At 66.8% G+C, this 19,345-nt stretch carries 17 protein-coding genes and 1 tRNA gene; 5 read left to right on the plus strand and 13 right to left on the minus strand.

All coding sequences use genetic code 11. The annotated features are described in order from the left end of the window. Window positions 1–3: 3 nt before the first annotated feature. From AAFF27_07170 to AAFF27_07195, 6 genes are all read right to left on the minus strand, one after another. Complete coding sequence (locus AAFF27_07170) at window positions 4–1,287, minus strand: M20 family metallo-hydrolase (GenBank protein ID XAH24966.1); 1,284 nt, start codon at window positions 1,285–1,287, stop codon at window positions 4–6. Continuing rightward, a complete protein-coding gene (locus AAFF27_07175) occupies window positions 1,284–2,096 on the minus strand; it encodes an amino acid ABC transporter ATP-binding protein (GenBank protein XAH24967.1) in 813 nt (270 codons plus the stop codon). The genes AAFF27_07170 and AAFF27_07175 overlap by 4 nt, the downstream gene beginning before the upstream one ends. Then, window positions 2,093–2,737, minus strand: coding sequence for an amino acid ABC transporter permease (locus AAFF27_07180; protein XAH24968.1), 645 nt, complete (start codon window positions 2,735–2,737; stop codon window positions 2,093–2,095). Before AAFF27_07180 ends, AAFF27_07175 begins: the two co-directional genes overlap by 4 nt. Before the next feature lie 2 nt (window positions 2,738–2,739). Continuing rightward, on the minus strand, window positions 2,740–3,420 hold the full coding sequence (locus AAFF27_07185) for an amino acid ABC transporter permease (GenBank protein ID XAH24969.1): 681 nt from the start codon (window positions 3,418–3,420) through the stop codon (window positions 2,740–2,742). Window positions 3,421–3,458: 38 nt separating this feature from the next. Beyond that, entirely contained in the window at window positions 3,459–4,310 is an 852-nt protein-coding gene (locus AAFF27_07190) for a transporter substrate-binding domain-containing protein (protein XAH24970.1), read from the minus strand. 326 nt (window positions 4,311–4,636) lie between these two features. Further along, entirely contained in the window at window positions 4,637–5,869 is a 1,233-nt protein-coding gene (locus AAFF27_07195) for a multidrug effflux MFS transporter (protein ID XAH24971.1), read from the minus strand. 235 nt (window positions 5,870–6,104) lie between these two features. Between AAFF27_07195 and AAFF27_07200 the strand changes: the two genes are divergently transcribed. Both AAFF27_07200 and AAFF27_07205 read left to right on the plus strand, forming a co-directional pair. Beyond that, a complete protein-coding gene (locus AAFF27_07200) occupies window positions 6,105–7,619 on the plus strand; it encodes an aldehyde dehydrogenase family protein (protein ID XAH24972.1) in 1,515 nt (504 codons plus the stop codon). 124 nt (window positions 7,620–7,743) lie between these two features. Then, window positions 7,744–8,364, plus strand: coding sequence for an XRE family transcriptional regulator (locus tag AAFF27_07205; GenBank protein XAH24973.1), 621 nt, complete (start codon window positions 7,744–7,746; stop codon window positions 8,362–8,364). A gap of 77 nt (window positions 8,365–8,441) precedes the next feature. Here AAFF27_07205 and AAFF27_07210 read toward each other — a convergent pair. Together AAFF27_07210 and AAFF27_07215 are read right to left on the minus strand one after the other, a co-directional pair. Then, a tRNA-Lys gene (locus tag AAFF27_07210) sits at window positions 8,442–8,517 on the minus strand. Window positions 8,518–8,699: 182 nt separating this feature from the next. After that, window positions 8,700–9,677 carry a GMP reductase gene (locus tag AAFF27_07215; GenBank protein ID XAH24974.1) on the minus strand — a complete coding sequence of 326 codons (978 nt, stop codon included), beginning with the start codon at window positions 9,675–9,677 and terminating at the stop codon, window positions 8,700–8,702. A 382-nt stretch (window positions 9,678–10,059) separates the two neighbouring features. On the opposite strand from AAFF27_07215, the gene AAFF27_07220 reads away from it, so the two are divergent. After that, window positions 10,060–11,358, plus strand: a complete 1,299-nt coding sequence (locus tag AAFF27_07220; GenBank protein ID XAH24975.1) for a hypothetical protein — start codon at window positions 10,060–10,062, stop codon at window positions 11,356–11,358. Here AAFF27_07220 and AAFF27_07225 read toward each other — a convergent pair. Together AAFF27_07225 and AAFF27_07230 are read right to left on the minus strand one after the other, a co-directional pair. Further along, the gene (locus AAFF27_07225) at window positions 11,345–12,373 is read right to left on the minus strand and encodes a tripartite tricarboxylate transporter substrate binding protein BugE (protein ID XAH24976.1); all 1,029 of its coding nucleotides are present in this window, start codon (window positions 12,371–12,373) and stop codon (window positions 11,345–11,347) included. The two genes, AAFF27_07220 and AAFF27_07225, sit on opposite strands and share 14 nt — an antisense overlap. Window positions 12,374–12,414: 41 nt before the next feature. Continuing rightward, window positions 12,415–13,593 (minus strand): M20 family metallopeptidase, encoded by a 1,179-nt coding sequence (locus tag AAFF27_07230; GenBank protein XAH24977.1) that lies wholly within the window; start codon window positions 13,591–13,593, stop codon window positions 12,415–12,417. 108 nt (window positions 13,594–13,701) lie between these two features. Here AAFF27_07230 and AAFF27_07235 point away from each other — a divergent pair, with 108 nt between their 5' ends. Together AAFF27_07235 and AAFF27_07240 are read left to right on the plus strand one after the other, a co-directional pair. Continuing rightward, entirely contained in the window at window positions 13,702–14,577 is an 876-nt protein-coding gene (locus AAFF27_07235; GenBank protein XAH24978.1) for a MurR/RpiR family transcriptional regulator, read from the plus strand. Window positions 14,578–14,608: 31 nt separating this feature from the next. Next, a complete protein-coding gene (locus tag AAFF27_07240; protein ID XAH24979.1) occupies window positions 14,609–16,978 on the plus strand; it encodes a UvrD-helicase domain-containing protein in 2,370 nt (789 codons plus the stop codon). Window positions 16,979–17,046: 68 nt separating this feature from the next. On the opposite strand, the gene AAFF27_07245 is transcribed toward AAFF27_07240, so the two are convergent. The 3 genes from AAFF27_07245 to AAFF27_07255 are packed head-to-tail and all read right to left on the minus strand — an operon-like array spanning window position 17,047 to window position 19,308. Further along, complete coding sequence (locus AAFF27_07245; GenBank protein ID XAH24980.1) at window positions 17,047–17,895, minus strand: BPSS1780 family membrane protein; 849 nt, start codon at window positions 17,893–17,895, stop codon at window positions 17,047–17,049. Window positions 17,896–17,913: 18 nt separating this feature from the next. After that, a complete protein-coding gene (locus AAFF27_07250) occupies window positions 17,914–18,900 on the minus strand; it encodes a homoserine kinase (protein XAH24981.1) in 987 nt (328 codons plus the stop codon). Window positions 18,901–18,954: 54 nt separating this feature from the next. Further along, entirely contained in the window at window positions 18,955–19,308 is a 354-nt protein-coding gene (locus AAFF27_07255; protein XAH24982.1) for a hypothetical protein, read from the minus strand. Between the last annotated feature and the right edge of the window lie 37 nt (window positions 19,309–19,345).

Raw genomic sequence — 19,345 nt, forward strand, 5'->3', positions numbered from 1 at the left:
GGTTCAGGCCTCAAGGGCCAGTTGGGTCATGCACAGCGCCAGGGCGCGGGTGCAGGCGGCAAGGTCGGCCAGCTCGGTGTGCTCGGCCGGGTGGTGGCTGATGCCCTCGCGGCTGGGCGCGAACAGCATGGTGGTGGGCGCATGGCTGGCCAGCGGCATGGCGTCGTGGAAGGCGCCGCTCAGCATGGGCTGGTGGCGCAGGCCAAGCTGCGCGCATGCGCTGAGCGTCAGCGCATGCAGGCGCGTGTCGAAGGCCACCGGTGGCTTGCATAGCAAGGTGTTGATCTGCGCCGCTTCGCCGCACAGTGCCGCTATGCGGGCTTGCAGCGCCTGCAGCACCAACTCATCCGGGTGGCGCAGGTCGACCGTAAAGCGCGCTTCGCGCGCAATGGTGTTGATCGAGCCCGGCTGCACGTCGAAGCGGCCGATGGTCAGGCGCAGGCGTGGGTCGCGCGCGGTTTCAACATCGGCCAGCGCCAGCACGGCTTGCGCGGCCCGTACCGCCTTGGGCATGGCGTCGTCGCGCATGTGGGCGGGCGTGGTGCCGGCGTGGGCGCTGCGGCCGGCAAAGACCAGCTCCAGCCAGCGCACGCCCTGGATGGTGTGCACGCAGCCGACCTGGTGCTGCGCGGCTTCCAGCTCGGGGCCTTGCTCTATATGCGCCTCGATATAGGCGTGCACCGGCCGCGCCGGCGGGCATGGCAGCAGTGGCCAGCCGTGCGCGGCAGCGGCGCTTAGAAAGTCGTCGCGTGCGGCATCGCAGGCCGCGCCAAAGTAGACCCCGCTGGCATCGCGCACCTTGCGCGCCACAGCCAGGCTGGCGGGATCGACAAAGCCGTTCGAGCCCATCAGGCCGGGCGAGAAGCGGCAGCCTTCCTCATTGGTCCAGATCACCACCTCGACCGGGCGCCGGGTCTGGATGCCGGCCTGGTCGAGTGCGTCGAACAGCTCAAAGCCGGCCACCACGCCAAAGGCGCCGTCCAGGCGCCCGCCAGCGGGCTGGGTGTCGGCATGGCTGCCGGTCAGCACCGGTGCGGCGCCGGGCTGGCTGCCGGCGCGTTGCACAAAGACATTGGCCGCGTCATCAATGCCCACGCGGTAGCCCGGCCGCTGCACCACGTCGGCCAGCAACCAGCGCCGCGCCGCGAGTTCTTCAGTGGTGAGCGCCTGGCGGTCCACGCCACCATCGGCACGGGCGCCAAAGGCCGCCAGGCCGGCAATGCGGCGACCCAGGCGCTCGGTATCGACCGCCGCGGCCACCTTTTCTGCTCGGGGATCGAAGCTCATGCGCCCACCTCCATCTGCAGACTGCGCCGCACCCAGGGCTGCAGAAAGGCACGCACCCGCTCATGCGTCGGGTGGCGCAGCACCTCGTCCGCCGTGCCAACGGTGACGATGCGGCCCTGCTCCATGAAGGCGACACGGCTGGCCACCTGGGCGGCAAAGCTCATCTCGTGGGTGACCATCACCATGGTCATGCCGTCGCGGGAGAGCGATCGGATCACCTCCAGCACCTCGTCGACCAGCTCCGGGTCAAGCGCCGAGGTGGGCTCGTCCAGCAGCATCACCTCAGGGTTGACCGCCAGTGCCCGGGCAATGCCCACCCGCTGCTGCTGGCCGCCGCTGAGCGCGGCTGGGTGCAGGTCGGCCTTGGCGGCCAGGCCCACGCGCTCAAGTGCGGCCAGCGCCCGGGTGCGTGCGCTGGCGGCCGGCAGGCCCAGCGCCAATGTCAGTGGCGCCATCACATTGCCGAGCGCGGTCATGTGCGGCCACAGGTTGAACTGCTGGAACACCATGGCCACCGGCGCACGCACCCCGGCCAGCTCGCGCTCGCTCTGCAGCACGCGCCGGCCATCGGGCGCCAAGTCGTAGCCCAGGCGTGCGCCCTTGATCCAGACCTCGCCCTCGTCGTGGCGCTCCAGAAAGTTCATGCAGCGCAGCGCGGTGGTCTTGCCGGAGCCGGACGGGCCGATCAGCACCAGCACCTCGCCGCGCTGCACCTCCAGGTCTATGCCCTGCAGCACGCGGTGCGCGCCATAGGATTTGCCAACGCCGCGCAGGGCGATCATCGGCACGGTAGCAGCGCTCAGGCTCATGCGGTTTTCCTTTGCACATAGCGGCCAATGGCTTGCACCAGCAGCGTCAGGCCCCAGTAGCTGAGTGCCAGCAGCACATAGGGTTCGAGGTAAGAAAAGCGCTCGGCGACGACGCGGGTGGTGGTCATGGTCAGCTCGGGCACGGTGATGACCGAGGCCAGCGCCGACTCCTTCAGCACCAGCACCCACTGGTTGGTCAGTAGCGGCACCGACAGGCGCAGCGCCTGCGGCATCTCGATGTGCAGAAAGCAACGCCCACGCGCAATGCCCATGGCGCGGGCGGCTTCGATCTGCCCGGCCGGGATGGCCTCCCAGCTGGCGCGAAAGATCTCGGCAAAGTAGGCCGCGCTGTACAGCGTCAAGGCCAGCGCAGCAGCCGTAAACGGGTCCAGCGCCAAACCCAACTCGGGCAGGCCAAAGTAGACGATGAAGAGCTGGGCCAGCAAGGGCGTGCCCCGCCACAGCGCGGTGTACACCCGCAGCACACGCGCCGCGACCGGGCCACCAAAAATGCGCACGGCGTTCAGCACAAAGCCCAGCACCAGGCCACACAGCCCAGCCAGGCCCACCAGGGCCAGGGTCTGCAGGGCGGCCCCGCCATACAGCGGCAGCAGCTCGACCATCAGGGAAAAATCAAGCACGCTCAGGCCTGCCTTGCCGGTGCGCCGGCGTTCAGGTGGCGGTAGACCACGCGGCCACCCCAGACGATCAGCGCCGACAGCAGCAGATAGCACAGCGCCACGCTCACATAGACCTCCAGCGGGCGAAAGTTGCCAGCCACTATCTGCCGGCCAGTGCGCGCCAGATCGGTCACCGCAATGACCGAGACAATGGCCGAGCCCTTCAGCACGTCGATCGCCTCGGATACCACTGCGGGCCAGACGGTGCGCGCGATCTGCGGCAACTGGATATGGCGAAACACCTGCCGCCCGCTGAGCCCGTAGACACGCGCCGCCTCCAACTGGCCCGGCGGGATGGCGGCCAGGCCGGCGCGCAGGATCTCGCACTGGAAGGCCGCCGAGTTCAGCCCCAGTGCCAGCAGCGCGGCCAGCGCCGGTGGCAGATCCAACCCCGCCGCGCCGGGCAGATAGAACAGCATCAGCAACTGCACCAGCAGCGGCGTGCCGCGGAAGAAGCTCACATACAAAGCGACCGCGCCACGCAGCACACCCACGCGGCCCCCGGGCTGGCTCAGGCCCAGCAGCAGCGCGCCGCCGACAAAGCCCAGCACGATGGCCAGGGCCGACATCCATAGCGTGGTCAGCATGCCCTGACCCAGTACCGGGGCGTAGCCGGCCAGGCGGCTCAGCAGCGAGGTGTCCATATCAGCGTCGAAAACCTTGGATGTGGCGGCGCATCAACTCACATCTGCGGCACGGGCACCGCGTCGGTCGGCGTATCCATGGTGAAGCCGAACCACTTCAGTTGCAGCTCTTTCAGCTTGCCGCTCTTGGCCGCCTTGGCGATGCCGTCGCTGAAGAACTGGACCAGTGAGGCGCTGTCGGCATCCTTGCGGCCGGCCCAGCCAAAGTAGGTCTTGGGGCCGATGGGCTGCGGCAGGATGGCGTAGATGTCGCCGCGCGTCTTGGCCAGGGTTGCCAGGTTGGACAGACTCTGCGCCACCGCATCGAGGCGGCCGGCGGCCAGGTCGGCATAGGCCTCGTCAAAGCTGACGTACTCGCGGATTGCCTTCACGCCAGGCTTGCCTGCGGCCTTGAGCTGGGCGTCGTAGGCCTGCAGCGCCTTCAACTGCGCCGAGCCGGTTTGCGAGCCCACCACCTTGCCGCCCATGTCCTCGGGCTTTGTGAAGGCGCTATCGGCCTTGCGCTTGACCAGCGCCACCGTGGCCTCGGCGATCGGCAGCGTGAAGGCAAACTTGTCGGCACGCTCCTTGGTCATGGTGACCGAGGTCACCACAAAATCGAAGCGCTTGGCGGCCAGGCCAGGCAGGATGCCCTGGAACGGCAGATCCAACTGCTTGAGCTTGACGCCCGGCAGATCCGCCAACACCAGGGCCAGCAGGTCAGAGCCGTAGCCCACGATCTTGCCGTCTTGCACAAACTCGAAGGGCGCAAACTGCGCCTCGGTGGCAACAGCGATTTCCTGCTTGGCCCGGATGTCGGCGAGCAGGTCCGCATGGGCGGCGGCAGCAAGGCCAAGACTGCCGGCCAAGGCCAGTGTCAGGCGGGCAAAGAGGCGAGAGGCACGGATCATGGGGGCTCCTGGCAGGGGTGCGGTTGATGGCGGATTCATGTAACTATTTTCAAGTTACTTGAATTTTGATCCAGCAAAATGCGTGCCTGCGCAGGCCGTGTGTGAACCCGCCCCTGGTGCACGGAAAGGGCGCAAAAGCGCAGCCGGGCAGCCTCAGCAGCCCATCAATGCCGTGTCGATTTGGTGCTGCACCGCCGGATTGGTGCATGGCGGCAACCCAGGCCTGCTGCGCGCCAGGCTGGGAAATATTGGTGAAATATGCCTCTAGCCCTTTACCTGCCTGGGCTTATAGCTATATTTTTGGTAGTTATGCCTGGTTTGGCTGACTAATCTCTGGCCATGGCCCGGCCGATTTCCGGCCAGCTGCGGTGCAGCAGCAGCCAGGCCAGCAGGCCGACCGACATCATCAGCAGCGAGGCGGCGGCCAGCGCTGCGGTGGAGTGCATCACCAGCGGCGCTATCACGCCCGCCACGATGCCGTTGGCCAGCGAGCCAATGAAGGCCTGCAGCGACGAGGCCATGCCGCGGCGCTCCGGGTACAGGTCCAGCACCAGCAGGGTCACCACCGGCACCATCAGCGCCCAGCCAAAGGCAAACACCGCGATCGGCAGCAGCGCCCAGGCCGGATGTGCCGTAAACAGCAGGTTGGCCACCAGGTTGGCGACCGAGGTCAGCAGCATGATCACAAAGCCATGGCGGATCTGCCGCTTGGGCGCGATGCGCCCGGCCAGCCGCCCGCTGGCCCAGGCGCCGCCCATGATGCCGCTGATGGTCAGCAGGAAGAACCAGAAGAACTGCGTGGGGGCCAACTGCAGGTGGTCACCCAGAAAGGCCGGCGCCGCCAGCACGTAAAGAAACATGCCGTTGAAGGGCACGCCGCTGGCCAGCGCCAGCAGCAAGAAGCGCGGGCTTGAGCCCAACTGCCAGTAGCCACGCATCAGGTGCCGCACATTGAAGGGCTGGCGCTGGGTGATGTGCAGGGTCTCGGGCAGCAGCTTGAAGTTGGCGGTCCACAGCAGTACGCCAACGCCGGTCAAAAACCAGAACACGCTGTGCCAGCCCAGGTGCACAAACAGCCAGCCGCCGATGATGGGCGCGACGGCCGGCGCCACGCCGAAATAGATGGTGACCTGGCTCATCACCTTCTGCGCCTGCGCTGGCGGGAACATGTCGCGGATCACCGCGCGCGACACCACGATGCCGGCGCCGGTAGACAAGCCTTGCAGCGCGCGGAACAGCACCAGTTGCTCGACCGTCTGCGACAGCGCGCAACCGGCCGAGGCGATGGTGAACATCGCAAGGCCCACCAGCACCACCGGCCGCCGCCCGAAGCTGTCGGCCAGCGCGCCGTGGAACAGGTTCATGAAGGCAAAGCCGAACAGGTAGGCCGACAGCGTCTGCTGCATTTCCACCGGCGAGGCGCCCAGCGCCTGGGCGATGCCGGAGAAGGCCGGGATGTAGGTGTCGATGGAGAACGGCCCGAGCATGCCAAGCACCGCCAGCAGGGCGGCAAGCGCCCATTGCGGGGCCTTCCAGATCTTGTGTGCGTCGGGATTCATGCGGTCAATAGCCCAGGAAAAACAAAAAGGCCCCGATCTTGCCGCTATTCCGGCAAATCCAGCGGAAACGAATCGACCCGCGCCGAAATACCGCGCAGCAGGAGCAACCGGCCGCTGCAGGCGTCTGCTTGCAATTTTGGGGCTTCCTTCCCCAAATATGATATTTTGTTTACTATAGGAAACTTAAAGCCGCTGGCTGTCTAGCGGCGATTCCCATCGCACTCACTGCACGCCCATGACCTCTACCTCTGATCTGACCTCTCAGCTCCTGGCCCATCTGGGCGTCTCCCGCGCGGCCTCGCACGAAGGTAGCCTGCGCGTGCGCAGCCCCATAGACGGCACCCAGATCGGGCTCGTGCAGACGGCGGACCCGCAACAGGTGGCCGCCACCATCGAAGCTGCGCATCGCGCCTATGAAGCCTGGCGCGTCGTGCCCGCGCCGCGCCGGGGTGAGCTGATTCGCCTGCTGGGCGAAGAACTGCGTGCCGAGAAAGACGCGCTGGGCAAACTCGTATCGCTGGAGGCCGGCAAGATCCTGACCGAAGGCCTGGGCGAGGTGCAGGAGATGATCGACATCTGCGACTTCGCAGTCGGCCTGTCGCGCCAGCTCTACGGCCTGACCATCGCGTCGGAGCGGCCCGGCCACCGGATGATGGAAACCTGGCACCCGCTGGGCGTGGTGGGCGTGATCACGGCCTTCAACTTCCCCTGCGCGGTGTGGGCCTGGAACAGCGCCTTGGCCATCGTCTGCGGCGATGCCGTGGTCTGGAAGCCTTCCGAGAAAACGCCGCTCACGGCGCTGGCCTGCGACGCCATCTTCACGCGCGCGCTGCAGCGCTTTGGCACGGCCCCCGCCGGCCTGCACGCCGTGGTGCAGGGCGGGCGCGAAGTGGGCGAGGCACTGGTGGATCATCCGAAGGTGGCCCTGCTATCCGCGACCGGCAGCACGCGCATGGGCCGTGATGTAGGCCCCCGTGTCGCTCGCCGCTTTGGCCGTTCGCTGCTGGAGCTGGGCGGCAACAACGCCGTGATCGTGGCGCCGTCGGCCGACCTGGACCTGGCGGTGCGCGGCATCCTGTTTGCGGCGGCCGGCACCGCCGGCCAGCGCTGCACGACGACGCGGCGCCTCATCGTGCACACCAGCGTGCGCGACACGCTGCTGGCACGGCTGAAGAAAGCCTACGCCGCCTTGCCAGTCGGCAACCCGCTGGAGACGGGCACGCTGGTGGGGCCGCTGATCGATGCGCAGGGCTTCGATGGCATGCAGTCGGCGCTGAAGTCGGCCGCGGCCGAAGGCGGCCAGGTGTTTGGTGGTGAGCGCCTGCTGGCCGCCGAGTTTCCCGATGCCTATTACGTCAGGCCCGCCATCGTCGAGATGCCGGCGCAGACCGCCACCGTGTGCCACGAAACCTTCGCGCCCATCCTCTACGTGCTCAGCTACGAGGATTTCAACGAGGCGTTGTCGCTGCAGAACGCCGTGCCCCAGGGGCTCTCTTCGGCCATCTTCAGCAACCACCTGCGCGAGACGGAAACCTTCCTGTCGGCGCTGGGCTCCGACTGCGGCATTGCCAACGTCAACATTGGGACTTCCGGCGCTGAAATCGGCGGGGCCTTTGGCGGCGAGAAGGAGACCGGCGGTGGCCGTGAGTCGGGCTCTGATTCATGGCGCGCCTACATGCGCCGTGCCACCAACACGGTGAACTTCTCGCACGAGCTGCCCCTGGCCCAAGGCGTGAAGTTCGACGTTTGAGGGAATGCGTGGCAGGTAATTGTTTCTGATGGGAAATAAGATCCCTGCCTGCTTGTTAAATTTCGCTTGAGGATAATGGCGTTCTCCAAAGATTCACTCCAGCGCCTCAGGCGCCCATAAGCCCATGAGCGCGGTTCCCGCAAGACTATCCAGCGAAGTGGCTCTGGGCCTGCGCATCCGTGCGATACGAACAGAAAAGGGCTGGACGCTGGAGCAGACCGGGCAGGCATCGGGCCTGGCGCGCTCGACGCTTTCCAAGATAGAGAACGGCCAGATGTCGCCGACCTATGACGCCTTGATCAAGCTGGCGTCGGGTCTGCAGATCGATTTGGGCGAGCTGTTTTCCTCCGCGCAGAAGCAGGTCGGCGCAGGCCGCCGCAGCATCAGCCGCGAAGGCTCGGGCACGCCGCACGCCACGCCCTACTACCAGCACGTGCTGCTGTGCAATGACCTGTCCAACAAGGACATGGTGCCCTTCCGGACCCGGGTCGTGGCGCGCGCCTACGAGGATTTCGACGACTGGAGCCGGCACGTGGGCGAGGAGTTTGTCTACGTGCTGTCCGGCATGGTGCGGCTCTTCACCGAGTTCTACGAGCCGGCGGACCTGGGCCCTGGGGACAGCTGGTACATCGACAGCCGGATGGGGCACCGCGTCATCAGCCTGAGCGAGGCCGATGCGGAAGTCCTCTGGCTGAGCACGACGCACCCCAAGACGACCGCCAACATTCCTTCCGGAGTCTTGTGATGCGCTGATGCGGCCAGAAGCAAGAATGCCGGTGCTGTCTTGCGACAGCACCGGCATCAAGCCCCTTGCGGGATTAGTGGTGGGCCCTGAGTGACTCGAACACTCGACCTACGGATTAAGAGTCCGCTGCTCTACCAACTGAGCTAAGAGCCCACTTAAAACTTCAAAATCTGCGCTGTTTGCTGAGGATTTTTCCTAAGCATCCAGCTGATTTGCTTCCCAACAAAAGCTTGTTGTTGCCAAGCGGCGGGCAGAAGAAGCAAGCCTCAGATTATGCACTATTTTTTGCAGCGATCGCAAGCAGGGCTTGCAACTTCGCCTGCGGCTCGTGTTTTCTACATCAGCAGGTGTTCGCCCGCGTTGTCGCCGCCCAGGATCACGTAGTTGACCTTGCGGATGTCCATCAGCTTCTTGCCGCCGGCGTAGCTGATGGAGCTCTGCACGTCCTGCTCCATCTCTACCAGCGTGTCGGCCAGGCGGCCCTTGACCGGCTCCAGGATGCGCTTGCCTTCCACGTGCTTGTACTCGCCCTTGTTGAAGTCGCTGGCGCTGCCGTAGTACTCCTTGAACAGCTGGCCATCCACTTCCACCGTCTGGCCGGGCGACTCTTCATGGCCGGCCAGCATGCTGCCGATCATGACCATGGTGGCGCCAAAGCGAATGCTCTTGGCGATGTCGCCGTGCTCGCGGATGCCGCCGTCGGCAATGATCGGTTTGGTGGCCACGCGCGCGCACCACTTGAGCGCCGACAGCTGCCAGCCGCCGGTGCCAAAGCCGGTCTTGAGCTTGGTAATGCAGACCTTGCCTGGGCCGATGCCGACCTTGGTCGCGTCCGCGCCCCAGTTCTCCAGGTCGATGATGGCCTCGGGCGTGCCGACGTTGCCGGCGATCACGAAGGAGGCGGGCAGCTTCTCCTTCAGGTAGGCGATCATGTTCTTCACCGTGTCGGCATGGCCGTGCGCGATGTCGATGGTGATGTACTCGGGCACCAGGCCCTCGGCCACCAGGCGGTCTACCGTGTCGTAGTCGGCCTTCTTCACGCCGACCGAGATCGACGCGAAGGCGTTCTGCGCATGCATGTCGCGCACGAACTGCACGTTGTCCAGGTCAAAGCGGTGCATCACGTAGAAGTAGCCGTTCTGCGCCATGCGCAGGCAGATCGACGCGTCCACCACCGTCTTCATGTTGGCCGGCACCACCGGGATGCGGAAGCTGCGGCCGCCCAGCTCAACGCTGGCGTCGCATTCCGAGCGGCTCTCCACGCGGCACTTGCGCGGCAGCAGCAGGACGTTGTCGTAGTCGAAGATTTCCATTGAGATTCCAAGCTCCTGAGAAAGGATCACCGGCGGAGGAATTCCGCACGGCGTGGGCGCTTGGCTTGGACCGGCTCGATGTGGGCGGCACCGTGGTGGGCGCTGCCATTGCCTGCGTTTGCACAGGCCACAAAAAAACCGGGCGTCAAGAAACTTGGGCCCGGTGATTGATTGTAGGGAAGCACCTGCAGCCGCGCTTGGGGATTCCCGTATAGACCTTATAAGTCCTGGTCATCCATTCAACTGTGGCCATGATTGGGTGGGGATGAAAATGCTTGCATCCCTTATTTATCAATGGCAATTAGCTATGTATTTGGTAGCAAAATGACGGCGGCAGGCGTCTGCTACGCTGGTTGCATCAACGAGGGGAGGGGAAGCACCAATGTCTGATGGCACCAGCATGCAGATACGCCCGTTCTGGCAGCGGCTCAGCACTTTTGCCGCGTTTCCGCTGCAGGGCGGGCCGCTGCTCTACGCTGCCGGCATCCTGGGCCTCAGCCTGGTTGGCAGCCTGCCGGCCATCCTGTTCGGCGCGCCGGTGCTGATGGGCATTGTGTGGATCGGCGTGATGCTGGCGGCAAGCCGCTATGCCTGCCAGGTGATCGCGCTGGGCGCGCGCGGCCTGCTGCGGGCCAAGGACTATCCGCGCGAGAAAGACCCGGACTGGGAGGACCTGCCCCGCAAGCTGTTTGCCATCCTGCTGCTGCAGGGCGCACTGGCCTTTGCGTCGGCGCGGCTGCACGCGCAGCTGCCTTACCTGGTGATGCTGCTGGCCTCGCTGGCCCTGCCCGCCACCATCATGGTGCTGGTGCATTCGTGCAGCCTGCGGCAGGCGATCAACCCGGGGCTGGTGTGGGGGACGATACGTGTCATTGGCTGGCGGCCCTATCTGCTGCTGTGCCTGTTGCTGTTCGTGCTGCTCTACGGCATGGACCTGGCGGCCGGGCTGCTGCTGCCGTGGCGCAGCGCCTGGCTGGGCTGGCTGCTGCTGATCTACATCAACATCTACGGCGCCTGGGCCATGGCCAGCATGATCGGCTATGTGATGTACCAGTACCACCTGGTGCTGGGCATAGATCCATTGCCCCGTGCCGGCGAGCAAGAGCTGACACCCGCCCAGGCCACGGCGGCGCAGGCCGATGCACAACTGGCACAGCTGCTGGACAAGGGCGACGTGGCCGGCGCGCTGCTGCTGACGGGCCAGGCGTTGCGCGCGCAGCCCGACAACCTGGCGGCACACCGCCGCCATCACCGGGTGCTGCTGCAGTCGGACCAGGCCGAGCTGCTGTGCGGGCATGCGCAGCAGTTCTTGGCGCTGCTGATACAGGGCGGTTTCGCCTCAGAGGCCTTGCAGGTCTACCGTGTTGGCCGCGAGCGCGACCCGGCTTTTGCGCCCGCAACGGCGCAGGTGGTGCTGGCGCTGGCGCGCCATGCCTGGCACGGCGACGATGCGCAGGGCGTGCTGCAACTGCTGTCGGGTTTTGACCGGCGCTTTCCCGACGACCCGGCCATTCCCCAGGCCTATGGGCTGGCGGCACTGGTGCTGGTGCAGGGCCTGCACCGTGCCGACCAGGCCCGCCCCATCCTGCAGGCGCTGGAGCGGCGCTACCCGGACAGCGAGCAGACGCAGCAGGTGCGCTGGCTGCTGCGCGATGGGGGCGAGGTGCTTACTCGGGCTTGATGTTGGCGCGGCGCACCACCTCGCCGTAGGCCACCAGGCGCTCGGACATCATCTTCTCGAAGGCCGCAGGCGCCATTTCCTCGGGCGGGATCACGCCGCGGGTCTTCAGGTTCTCGACCATGGCGGGCTCGGTGGCGGCGCTGCGGATCGCCTTGTGGATGGCTGCCACGATGGCGGGCGGGGTGTTGGCGGGCGCGGCGATGCCGGTCCACGAAGGCTGGTTGAGCGGTGCATGGCCCAGCTCGGCAAAGGTGGGCACGTCGGGCAGCTGCGGCAGGCGCGTGGGCGAGGCCACGGCCAGCGCGCGCAGCTTGCCGGCCTGGATGTGCGGCAGGAAGATGACCAGGTTGTCGAGCGCGAACTGCACCTCGTTGCTCAGCACCGCCGTGATGAGCGGCGAGCCGCCACGGTAGGGGATGTGCACGGCCTTGGTACCGACGGCGAGCTGCATCATCTCTGCGTTGAGCTGGCCCATGCTGCCCGCGCCCGCGCTGCAGAAGTTGATCTGGCCGGGGCGTGCCTTCACGTATTCGACGAACTCGGCGAAGGTCTTCACCGGCAGGCTGGGATGCACCACCAGCACGTTGGGCTGGCGGCCCAGGATGGCGATGTTGTCGAAGTCCTTGATCGGGTCGTAGCCCAGGTTGGGCTGCACCAGCGGATTGGCCAGGTGGCTGCTTTGCGAGGACACGACCAGCGTGTAGCCGTCGGGCTTGGCGCGCGCCACGTACTGCGCGCCAATCGAGCCGCCCGCGCCGGGCCGGTTGTCCACCACCATGGGCACGCCCAGGATGCGGCCAAGGGGCTCGGTGTACATGCGCGCCATCACATCGACCGAGCCGCCGGGCGGGAAGGGCACCACCAGCGTGATCGGGCGCGTGGGGTATTTCTCTTCGGACGCATGGGCGCCAATGGCGGGCAGCCCGGCCAGGCCCAGGCCCAGACTGGTGCCCAGGAGCTGGCGGCGGGTCAGGCCCTGCGTGGCGGGCGAAAGAAGGTCGTTGCGTTGGGACATGGTCGGGGCTAGTCAGGAGGGTAGAAAACGAAGTGCGGGGATCAGCCCAGCGCGAGCAAGGTCAGTGCCAGTGCCTGGGCGCGCGGCACGAAGGTGCTGAGGTCGCAGAACTCGCGCTCGCTGTGCGCATAGCCGCCCACGGGGCCAAGTGCGCAGAGGGATGGAATGCCCATCGATGAGGTGATGCCGCTGTCGGCCGCGCCGCCGGTGAATTCGCCCTCGACCGCAAAGCCGACCTGTGCCGCGCTGTGCTGGTAGGCCTGCAGCAGGTCGGCCGGCGTGCGGGCCATGGGCAGCGTGCCGGTCTGCGCCACGATGCGGCCGCTGGTGCGCGGCAGGGATTCTTCTTCGATGATGGCGCGGATGCGCGCCAGCACCGCGTCCAGGTCGTTCTCGGCGGTGTAGCGCAGGTCCAGGTGGGCGCTGGCCAGCGGCGCGACCACGTTGGAGGCCATGCCGCCCTGGATGAAGCCTACGTTGAGCGTGATGCCGGGCTCGCAGCCGCTGAGCGTGTGCAGCGCCACGGTCTTGCGGGCCAGCGCCTCGATGGCGCTGGCGCCCTGTGCGGGGTTGATGCCGGCATGCGCGGCCACGCCCTGCACCTCGAAATCGATGCGGTAGGAGCCCTTGCGCTCGATCACCACGTTGCCGCTGATGCGGCCGGGCTCGGCATTGAGCACGGCGCGTGCGCCTTGCGAAATCTCGCGGATGGCGGTGCGGCAGGCGGGCGATCCGACCTCTTCGTCGCACGAGAAAAACAGGTGCACGGGCGACGCATTGCCGCCAAAGCGCGCCAGGGCTTCAAGCACAAACACGTTCATCACCAGGCCCGACTTCATGTCGGCCACGCCGGGGCCAAAGGCCTTGCCGTTTTCCACGCGCCAGGGCCGCGCTGCCGCCGTGCCCAGCGGGAACACCGTGTCCATGTGGCCCATGAGCTGCAGGTGGCCGCTAGCGGCCGGGTCGCTACCCGGCACGCGCGCCAGCATGCACTCGCCCCAGCCGGGCTCTGGCGTGGTCTGCACGGTGATGCCGGCCGCCTCCAGCCGGCCGCGCAGCAGTGCCGCGACCTGCAACACGCCGGGCACGTGGCCGCTGCCGCTGTCGGTGTTCACCACCTGGCGCAGCAGGTCGAACATGGCGCTCTCCTGCGCGGCCAGCCAGTCCAGAAGGGGCTGTGCGGCAAGGGCGGGGGCTGGGGCGGCGAGGGTGGAGGACATGCGTGGAGTTTTTGAAATGGATATTTCAATAATAATGCATTGTTGCAATATCCATTGCAGACGGGCGGCCCTCTATGCTTGGCGCCGTAGTTCTCTTCCCTCTTCCCCATGCTTCTTACCGAACGGCTGGCCCTCCATGCCGCCACCCTGACCGCCAGCGAACGCGCCCTGGCCGACGACCTGCAGCGGCACTACCCCGATGGGCTGCTGGATTCGGCCAGCGGCATTGCCGCGCGCACCGGCACCAGCGCATCGACCGTGGTGCGGCTGTTTGCCAAGCTGGGCTATGCCAGCCTGGCCGAGGTGCGGCGCGAGGCGCGCTCCGAGGTAACGGTGCTGCTGCAGACGCCGGCGCAGCGCACGCTGGCCACCATTGGCCGCGACCGCAGCCTGGCCGAATGCGTGGACGACGCGCTGCTGCATGACCAGCACAACCTCAACGCCACGCGCCAGGGCCTGGACATGGCGGCGTTCGAGGCCGTGGCGACGGCCATCAGCCGCTGCGAGGGGCGCGTGTTCGTGATGGCCGAGAAGAACAGCATGCCGGTGTCGTCCTACCTCACCACGCACCTGAACATGTGCCGACCCAACGTGCAGGAGCTGGGCGCCGGTGCGCCCTTTGCGGTAGACCGCCTGCTGTGGGTAGAGCCGCGCGATTTGCTGCTGGTGTTCACCATCCGCCGCTATTCCAACGGCGCCGTGCTGGCCGCGCAGCAGTTTCGCGCGCAGGGCTGCACCGTGCTGGCCATTACCGACAGCGCGGCCGCACCCATCGTGGCCTGCGCGCAGCACAGCCTGCTGGTGGGCACGGCCAATGCATCGCCGTTTGATTCCTACACCGCGGCTTTCTTTTTGTGCAACGCGCTGGTGTCGGCCGTGGCCCAGTTGCGGCACGACGAGGTGGCGCAGACGCTGCAGCGGCGCGATGCGCTGTGGACGGGCTTTGAGGCGGATGCGGTGGACGGCCTGCGACGCGGGCGCTAACCAAGTCGGAGCGGGTTCCTACAATGGCGGGATGCTCTCTCAAGACCTGTTTTCCGGCGCGCCGCCGTCCGTCGCGCCCTTGCTCCAGAACCTGAACGACGAGCAGCTTGCAGCCGTCACGCTGCCCGCCGGCCACGCGCTGATCCTGGCGGGAGCCGGCTCCGGCAAGACCCGGGTGCTGACCACCCGCATCGCCTGGCTGCTGCAGAACGGCCATGTCTCGCCCGGCGGCATTCTGGCCGTGACCTTCACCAACAAGGCCGCCAAGGAAATGTCTGCGCGGCTGTCGGCCATGCTGCCGGTGAATGTGCGCGGCATGTGGATTGGCACCTTTCACGGCCTGTGCAACCGCCTGCTGCGCGCGCACTACAAGCTGGCCAACCTGCCGCAGGCCTTCCAGATTTTGGACACGCAAGACCAGCTCTCGGCCATCAAGCGGCTGATGAAGCAGCACAACGTGGACGACGAACGCTTTCCGGCCAAGCAGACGCAGTGGTTTATCTCTGGCGCCAAGGAAGACGGCCTGCGCCCCGGCGATGTCGAGGCGCGCAACGAGGACGACCGCAAGAAGGTCGAGCTGTATCAGCTCTACGAGGAGCAGTGCCAGCGCGAGGGCGTGGTCGATTTTGGCGAGCTGATGCTGCGCAGCTACGAGCTGCTGCGCGACAACGACCCGATCCGCGAGCACTACCAGCGGCGCTTTCGCTACATGCTGGTGGACGAGTTCCAGGACACCAACAAGCTGCAGTACGCCTGGCTGAAGCAACTGGCCGGCCCCGAAAGCAGCGTGCTGGCGGTGGGCGATGACGACCAGAGCATCTACGCCTTTCGTGGTGCCAACGTGGGCAACATGGCCGACTTTGTGCGCGAGTTTGATGTCAAGCACCAGATCAAGCTGGAGCAGAACTACCGCAGCTACAGCAACATTCTGGATTCAGCCAACGAGCTGATCAGCCACAACACCAACCGCCTGGGCAAGAACCTGCGCACCACCCAGGGCCCGGGCGAGCCGGTGCGCGTGTTCGAGGCCACCAGCGACTTTGCCGAGGCGCAGTGGATGGTGGACGAGATCCGCCAACTGGTGCGTGACCAGGGCAGCGAGCCTGGCTTTGCGCGCCGCGAGATCGCCATCCTCTACCGCAGCAATGCGCAGAGCCGGGTGATTGAAACAGCGCTGTTCAACGCCGCCGTGCCCTACCGCGTGTACGGCGGCCTGCGCTTCTTTGAGCGTGCCGAAATCAAGCACGCGCTGGCCTACCTGCGCCTGCTGGAGAACCCGCATGACGACACCAGCTTTTTGCGCGTGGTCAATTTCCCGCCGCGCGGCATTGGCGCGCGCAGCATTGAGCAGCTGCAGGACGTGGCGCGCGCCGCCGGCACATCGCTGCACGACGCCGTGTCTGGCGTGCCGGGCAAGGCCGGTGCCAACCTGGGCGCCTTTGTCGCCAAGGTCGATGTGCTGCGCGAGCAGACCAGCGGCATCACGCTGCGCGAAATCATCGACGCCGTGCTGGCGCACAGCGGCCTGATCGAGCACTACAAGGCCGACCGCGAAGGCGCCGACCGTATCGAGAATTTGGAAGAACTGGTCAACGCCGCAGAGAGCTTTGTCACCCAGGAAGGCTTTGGCCGCGATGCCGTGGCGCTGCCGGTGGATGAGCTGCGCCAATCGCCCGCCAGCCAGGGCCTGGATGCCTCGCTGCCAGTGCTGGACGAGCCATTGGCGCCCGACGCCGACACCGGCGAAACGCTGAGCCCGCTCGCCGCCTTCCTGACCCACGCCGCGCTGGAGGCCGGCGACAACCAGGCGCAGGCCGGCCAGGATGCAGTGCAGTTGATGACGGTGCATGCCTCCAAGGGATTGGAGTTTGACTGCGTGTTCATCGGCGGCATGGAAGAGGGCCTGTTCCCGCACGAGAACTCCATCAGCGACCGTGGCGGCCTGGAAGAAGAACGCCGCCTGATGTATGTGGCCATCACCCGCGCGCGCAAGCGGCTCTACCTGAGCCATTCGCAAACCCGGCTGCTGCACGGGCAGACGCGCTACAACCTGAAGAGCCGCTTTTTTGAGGAACTGCCCGAGGCCGCGCTGAAATGGATCACGCCGCGCAATGCGGGAGGTGCTCCTAATTCAATAGCTGGAGGCCACCGCTCATCATCGGGTTGGGGCTCATTTGGCGCAAAAGACACGACCTTCGCCAGCCCGCCGGTGCCGCCGCAGAAGGCCGCGCCCTCGCACGGCCTGCGCTCGGGCATGCAGGTGTTTCACACCAAGTTTGGCGAAGGCACGGTGCTGGCGCTGGAAGGCAGTGGTACGGATGCGCGTGCGCAGGTCAATTTCCCCCGGCACGGCGTGAAGTGGCTGGCGCTGTCGGTGGCCAAGCTGACGCCGGTGACCTGAGCGCGCTGCGCCAGAAAATATAAGCCAAATAGGCCTCTAGCCCAGGCGCAGCCTGGGCTGATAGCTATCTATTTGATAGCTTCACGGTGTTGCGCAGGCACAGTGCCTTCGGCTTCCGGCGGCGGGCCAAAGCAGTCCACGAAGGTGGCGTAGAGCGAGGTGAAGAACATCGCCGCCATCACCAGTGCCGTGCCCACCATCAGCCCGGTGATCAGCGCCGTGGCCAGCGGTGATTCGCTGCTGCCCAGGATGCCGCTCACCACCAGCAGCGTGGTGACGATGCCGGCGGCCAGGCCGCCCAGGATGAAGATGCCGGTCCAGGCCAGCGCGTAGACAGCAAAGGCGCCCATGTTGCGTACGCAGGCGACAAAGCTGAAGAACAGGCTCTTGACCGGCGATACGCCATACCAGTGCACCAGCGCCGAAGCGTGCCAGAACAGCATGGACAGCGGCAGGTAGAGCACCAGCGCCACCCACATGGCGGCCTGCACGCCGGGCTGGCCCATGGTGTCGCCATCCAAGCGGCTGCCCAGCAGGTAAGAGCTGGCAAAGCTGCCGCCATCGAACAGCGCAGAGGCGCCCATCATCAGCAAGAAGCCCACGACATAAAGCAGGCCCAGCGTGCCCATGGCGCGCGCCCGGTCGCGGCCGGCGCGCAGGCCGACGAACAGGATGGCGGGCCGCGCAAAGCGGCCGGCGGCGGCCTCGCGCGCGGCGGCCATCATGCCCAGCGTGGCCGTGGGCAGCAGCCCCAGCGCCAGCGCAAAGCCCACCAGCGGCAGCATGGTGGCCAGCGACATCAGCGCCATGAACAAAAAGAACAGGCCGGACAGGGCGATCGGCTGGCGCAGGAAGGTGCGCACGCCCGCGCGGGCCCACTGCAGGCCGGTTCTTGCGGGGACGATGTTGAGGTGCATGGAGGTGCTTGAGTAAGGTCAGGCGGTGGCGGCGGCCAGCATGGCGATGCGGCCGCGCAGCACGCGCTCGAAGTGGGTCGGGTCGTGCGGCGTGAGCAGCGCGGCTTCGCGCGGCAGGTGGAAGTCCCACAGGCGCGAGATCCAGAAGCGCAGCGCCGCCGCGCGCAGCATGGCCGGCAGCAGGCGGCGCTCTGCCGCCTCCAGCGGGCGCACAGCGGTGTAGGCGTCCAGCAGGGCGGCGCTGCGCTGCGGGTCGGGCTCGCCGGTGGGCAGGTCTATGCACCAGTCGTTCAGGCACACCGCCAGGTCAAACAAGAAGCTGTCCCAGCCGGCAAAGTAGAAGTCGAACAGGCCGGTGAGTACCTCGCCCTCGAACATCACGTTGTCGCGGAACAGGTCGGCGTGGATCGGCCCGCGTGGCAGGGCAGCGTAGGCGGGCTGGGCGGCGACGTGGTTCTGGTAGGCCAGCTCGGCGCGCAGCAGGGCGGCCTGCTCCGGGTCCAGGTGCGGCAGCACGGTGGGCACGACTTCGTTCCACCAGGGCAGGCCGCGCAGGTTGGGCTGGCTGCGGCCAAAGTCGAGGCCGGCCAGGTGCATGCGCGCCAGCACCTCGCCCACCGCGCGGCAGTGCGCCGGGCCGGGGTTCAGCTCGCTTTTGCCGCGCAGGCGGTTGACCACTGCGGCCGGCTTGCCGGCCACGCTGTGCAGCACGTTGCCGGTGCGGTCGGGCGCCGGGTCGGGCACCGGGATGCCGCGCGCGGCCAGGTGCTGCATCAGGTACAGGTAGAAGGGCAGTTGCTCGGCGCTCAGGCGCTCGAACAGCGTGAGCACGAATTCCGCCTGCTGGCCGGGCGTGTCTTCGGTGCCCTCTTGCCAGGTGGTGGCGAAATAGTTGGTGTTTTCGATGCCGCCGGAGATGCCGCGCAGCTCCAGCAGTTCGCCCAAGCGCAGGTAGCGCAGAAGCTTGCGCGCCTCGTCCGCGGAGACTTCGGTGAATACGGCCATGGGATCAAAAAAACGAGCCGGGCATGACCCGGCGGAGGAGGGGGAAGCGCGGGATCAGAAGCCCATCACCCGCCAGACGCGCTGGCCGGTGTCGGATTCGGCGCCGTCGCGCGCGGCCGGGCGGCGCCGGGCGCCGTCGGTCGGGGTGATCTGGTATTCGGGCACCTGCGCCTTGGGCTGCACGGTGATGCTTTGCGTCTGGCCGCCGTAGCGCACTTCGTCGATGCGGCTGCCGCCGTCTTCCACCCGGATGTTCTCGATGCGCTGCTCCACCCGCTTGTCGGACGGGGGCGGCGCATCGGCCGCCGGGGCTTGTGCCAGGGCGGCCAGGCTGCACAGGCCTGCGGCCAGCGCGGCAAGGCGCCGCCAGCCGGTGGCGGTGGGAAGGGGAGTGTGGGCAGCGCGCATAGGCCAGATTGTAGGCTTGGCGAGGGGCCGCCATGCA

This window comes from Xylophilus sp. GW821-FHT01B05 (assembly GCA_038961845.1).
GTDB lineage: Bacteria > Pseudomonadota > Gammaproteobacteria > Burkholderiales > Burkholderiaceae_C > Xylophilus.

Excerpts from the sequence above, each read along its gene's own strand:
- AAFF27_07225 (XAH24976.1), bottom strand. The coding sequence starts at position 12,373 with ATGTCCCAACGCAACGACCTTCTTTCGCCCGCCACGCAGGGCCTGACC.
- AAFF27_07190 (XAH24970.1), bottom strand. The coding sequence starts at position 4,310 with ATGATCCGTGCCTCTCGCCTCTTTGCCCGCCTGACACTGGCCTTGGCC.
- AAFF27_07245 (XAH24980.1), bottom strand. The coding sequence starts at position 17,895 with ATGCACCTCAACATCGTCCCCGCAAGAACCGGCCTGCAGTGGGCCCGC.
- AAFF27_07250 (XAH24981.1), bottom strand. The coding sequence starts at position 18,900 with ATGGCCGTATTCACCGAAGTCTCCGCGGACGAGGCGCGCAAGCTTCTG.
- AAFF27_07175 (XAH24967.1), bottom strand. The coding sequence starts at position 2,096 with ATGAGCCTGAGCGCTGCTACCGTGCCGATGATCGCCCTGCGCGGCGTT.
- AAFF27_07205 (XAH24973.1), top strand. The coding sequence starts at position 7,744 with ATGAGCGCGGTTCCCGCAAGACTATCCAGCGAAGTGGCTCTGGGCCTG.
- AAFF27_07240 (XAH24979.1), top strand. The coding sequence starts at position 14,609 with ATGCTCTCTCAAGACCTGTTTTCCGGCGCGCCGCCGTCCGTCGCGCCC.
- AAFF27_07170 (XAH24966.1), bottom strand. The coding sequence starts at position 1,287 with ATGAGCTTCGATCCCCGAGCAGAAAAGGTGGCCGCGGCGGTCGATACC.
- AAFF27_07230 (XAH24977.1), bottom strand. The coding sequence starts at position 13,593 with ATGTCCTCCACCCTCGCCGCCCCAGCCCCCGCCCTTGCCGCACAGCCC.
- AAFF27_07215 (XAH24974.1), bottom strand. The coding sequence starts at position 9,677 with ATGGAAATCTTCGACTACGACAACGTCCTGCTGCTGCCGCGCAAGTGC.
- AAFF27_07200 (XAH24972.1), top strand. The coding sequence starts at position 6,105 with ATGACCTCTACCTCTGATCTGACCTCTCAGCTCCTGGCCCATCTGGGC.
- AAFF27_07195 (XAH24971.1), bottom strand. The coding sequence starts at position 5,869 with ATGAATCCCGACGCACACAAGATCTGGAAGGCCCCGCAATGGGCGCTT.
- AAFF27_07185 (XAH24969.1), bottom strand. The coding sequence starts at position 3,420 with ATGGACACCTCGCTGCTGAGCCGCCTGGCCGGCTACGCCCCGGTACTG.
- AAFF27_07220 (XAH24975.1), top strand. The coding sequence starts at position 10,060 with ATGTCTGATGGCACCAGCATGCAGATACGCCCGTTCTGGCAGCGGCTC.
- AAFF27_07235 (XAH24978.1), top strand. The coding sequence starts at position 13,702 with ATGCTTCTTACCGAACGGCTGGCCCTCCATGCCGCCACCCTGACCGCC.
- AAFF27_07255 (XAH24982.1), bottom strand. The coding sequence starts at position 19,308 with ATGCGCGCTGCCCACACTCCCCTTCCCACCGCCACCGGCTGGCGGCGC.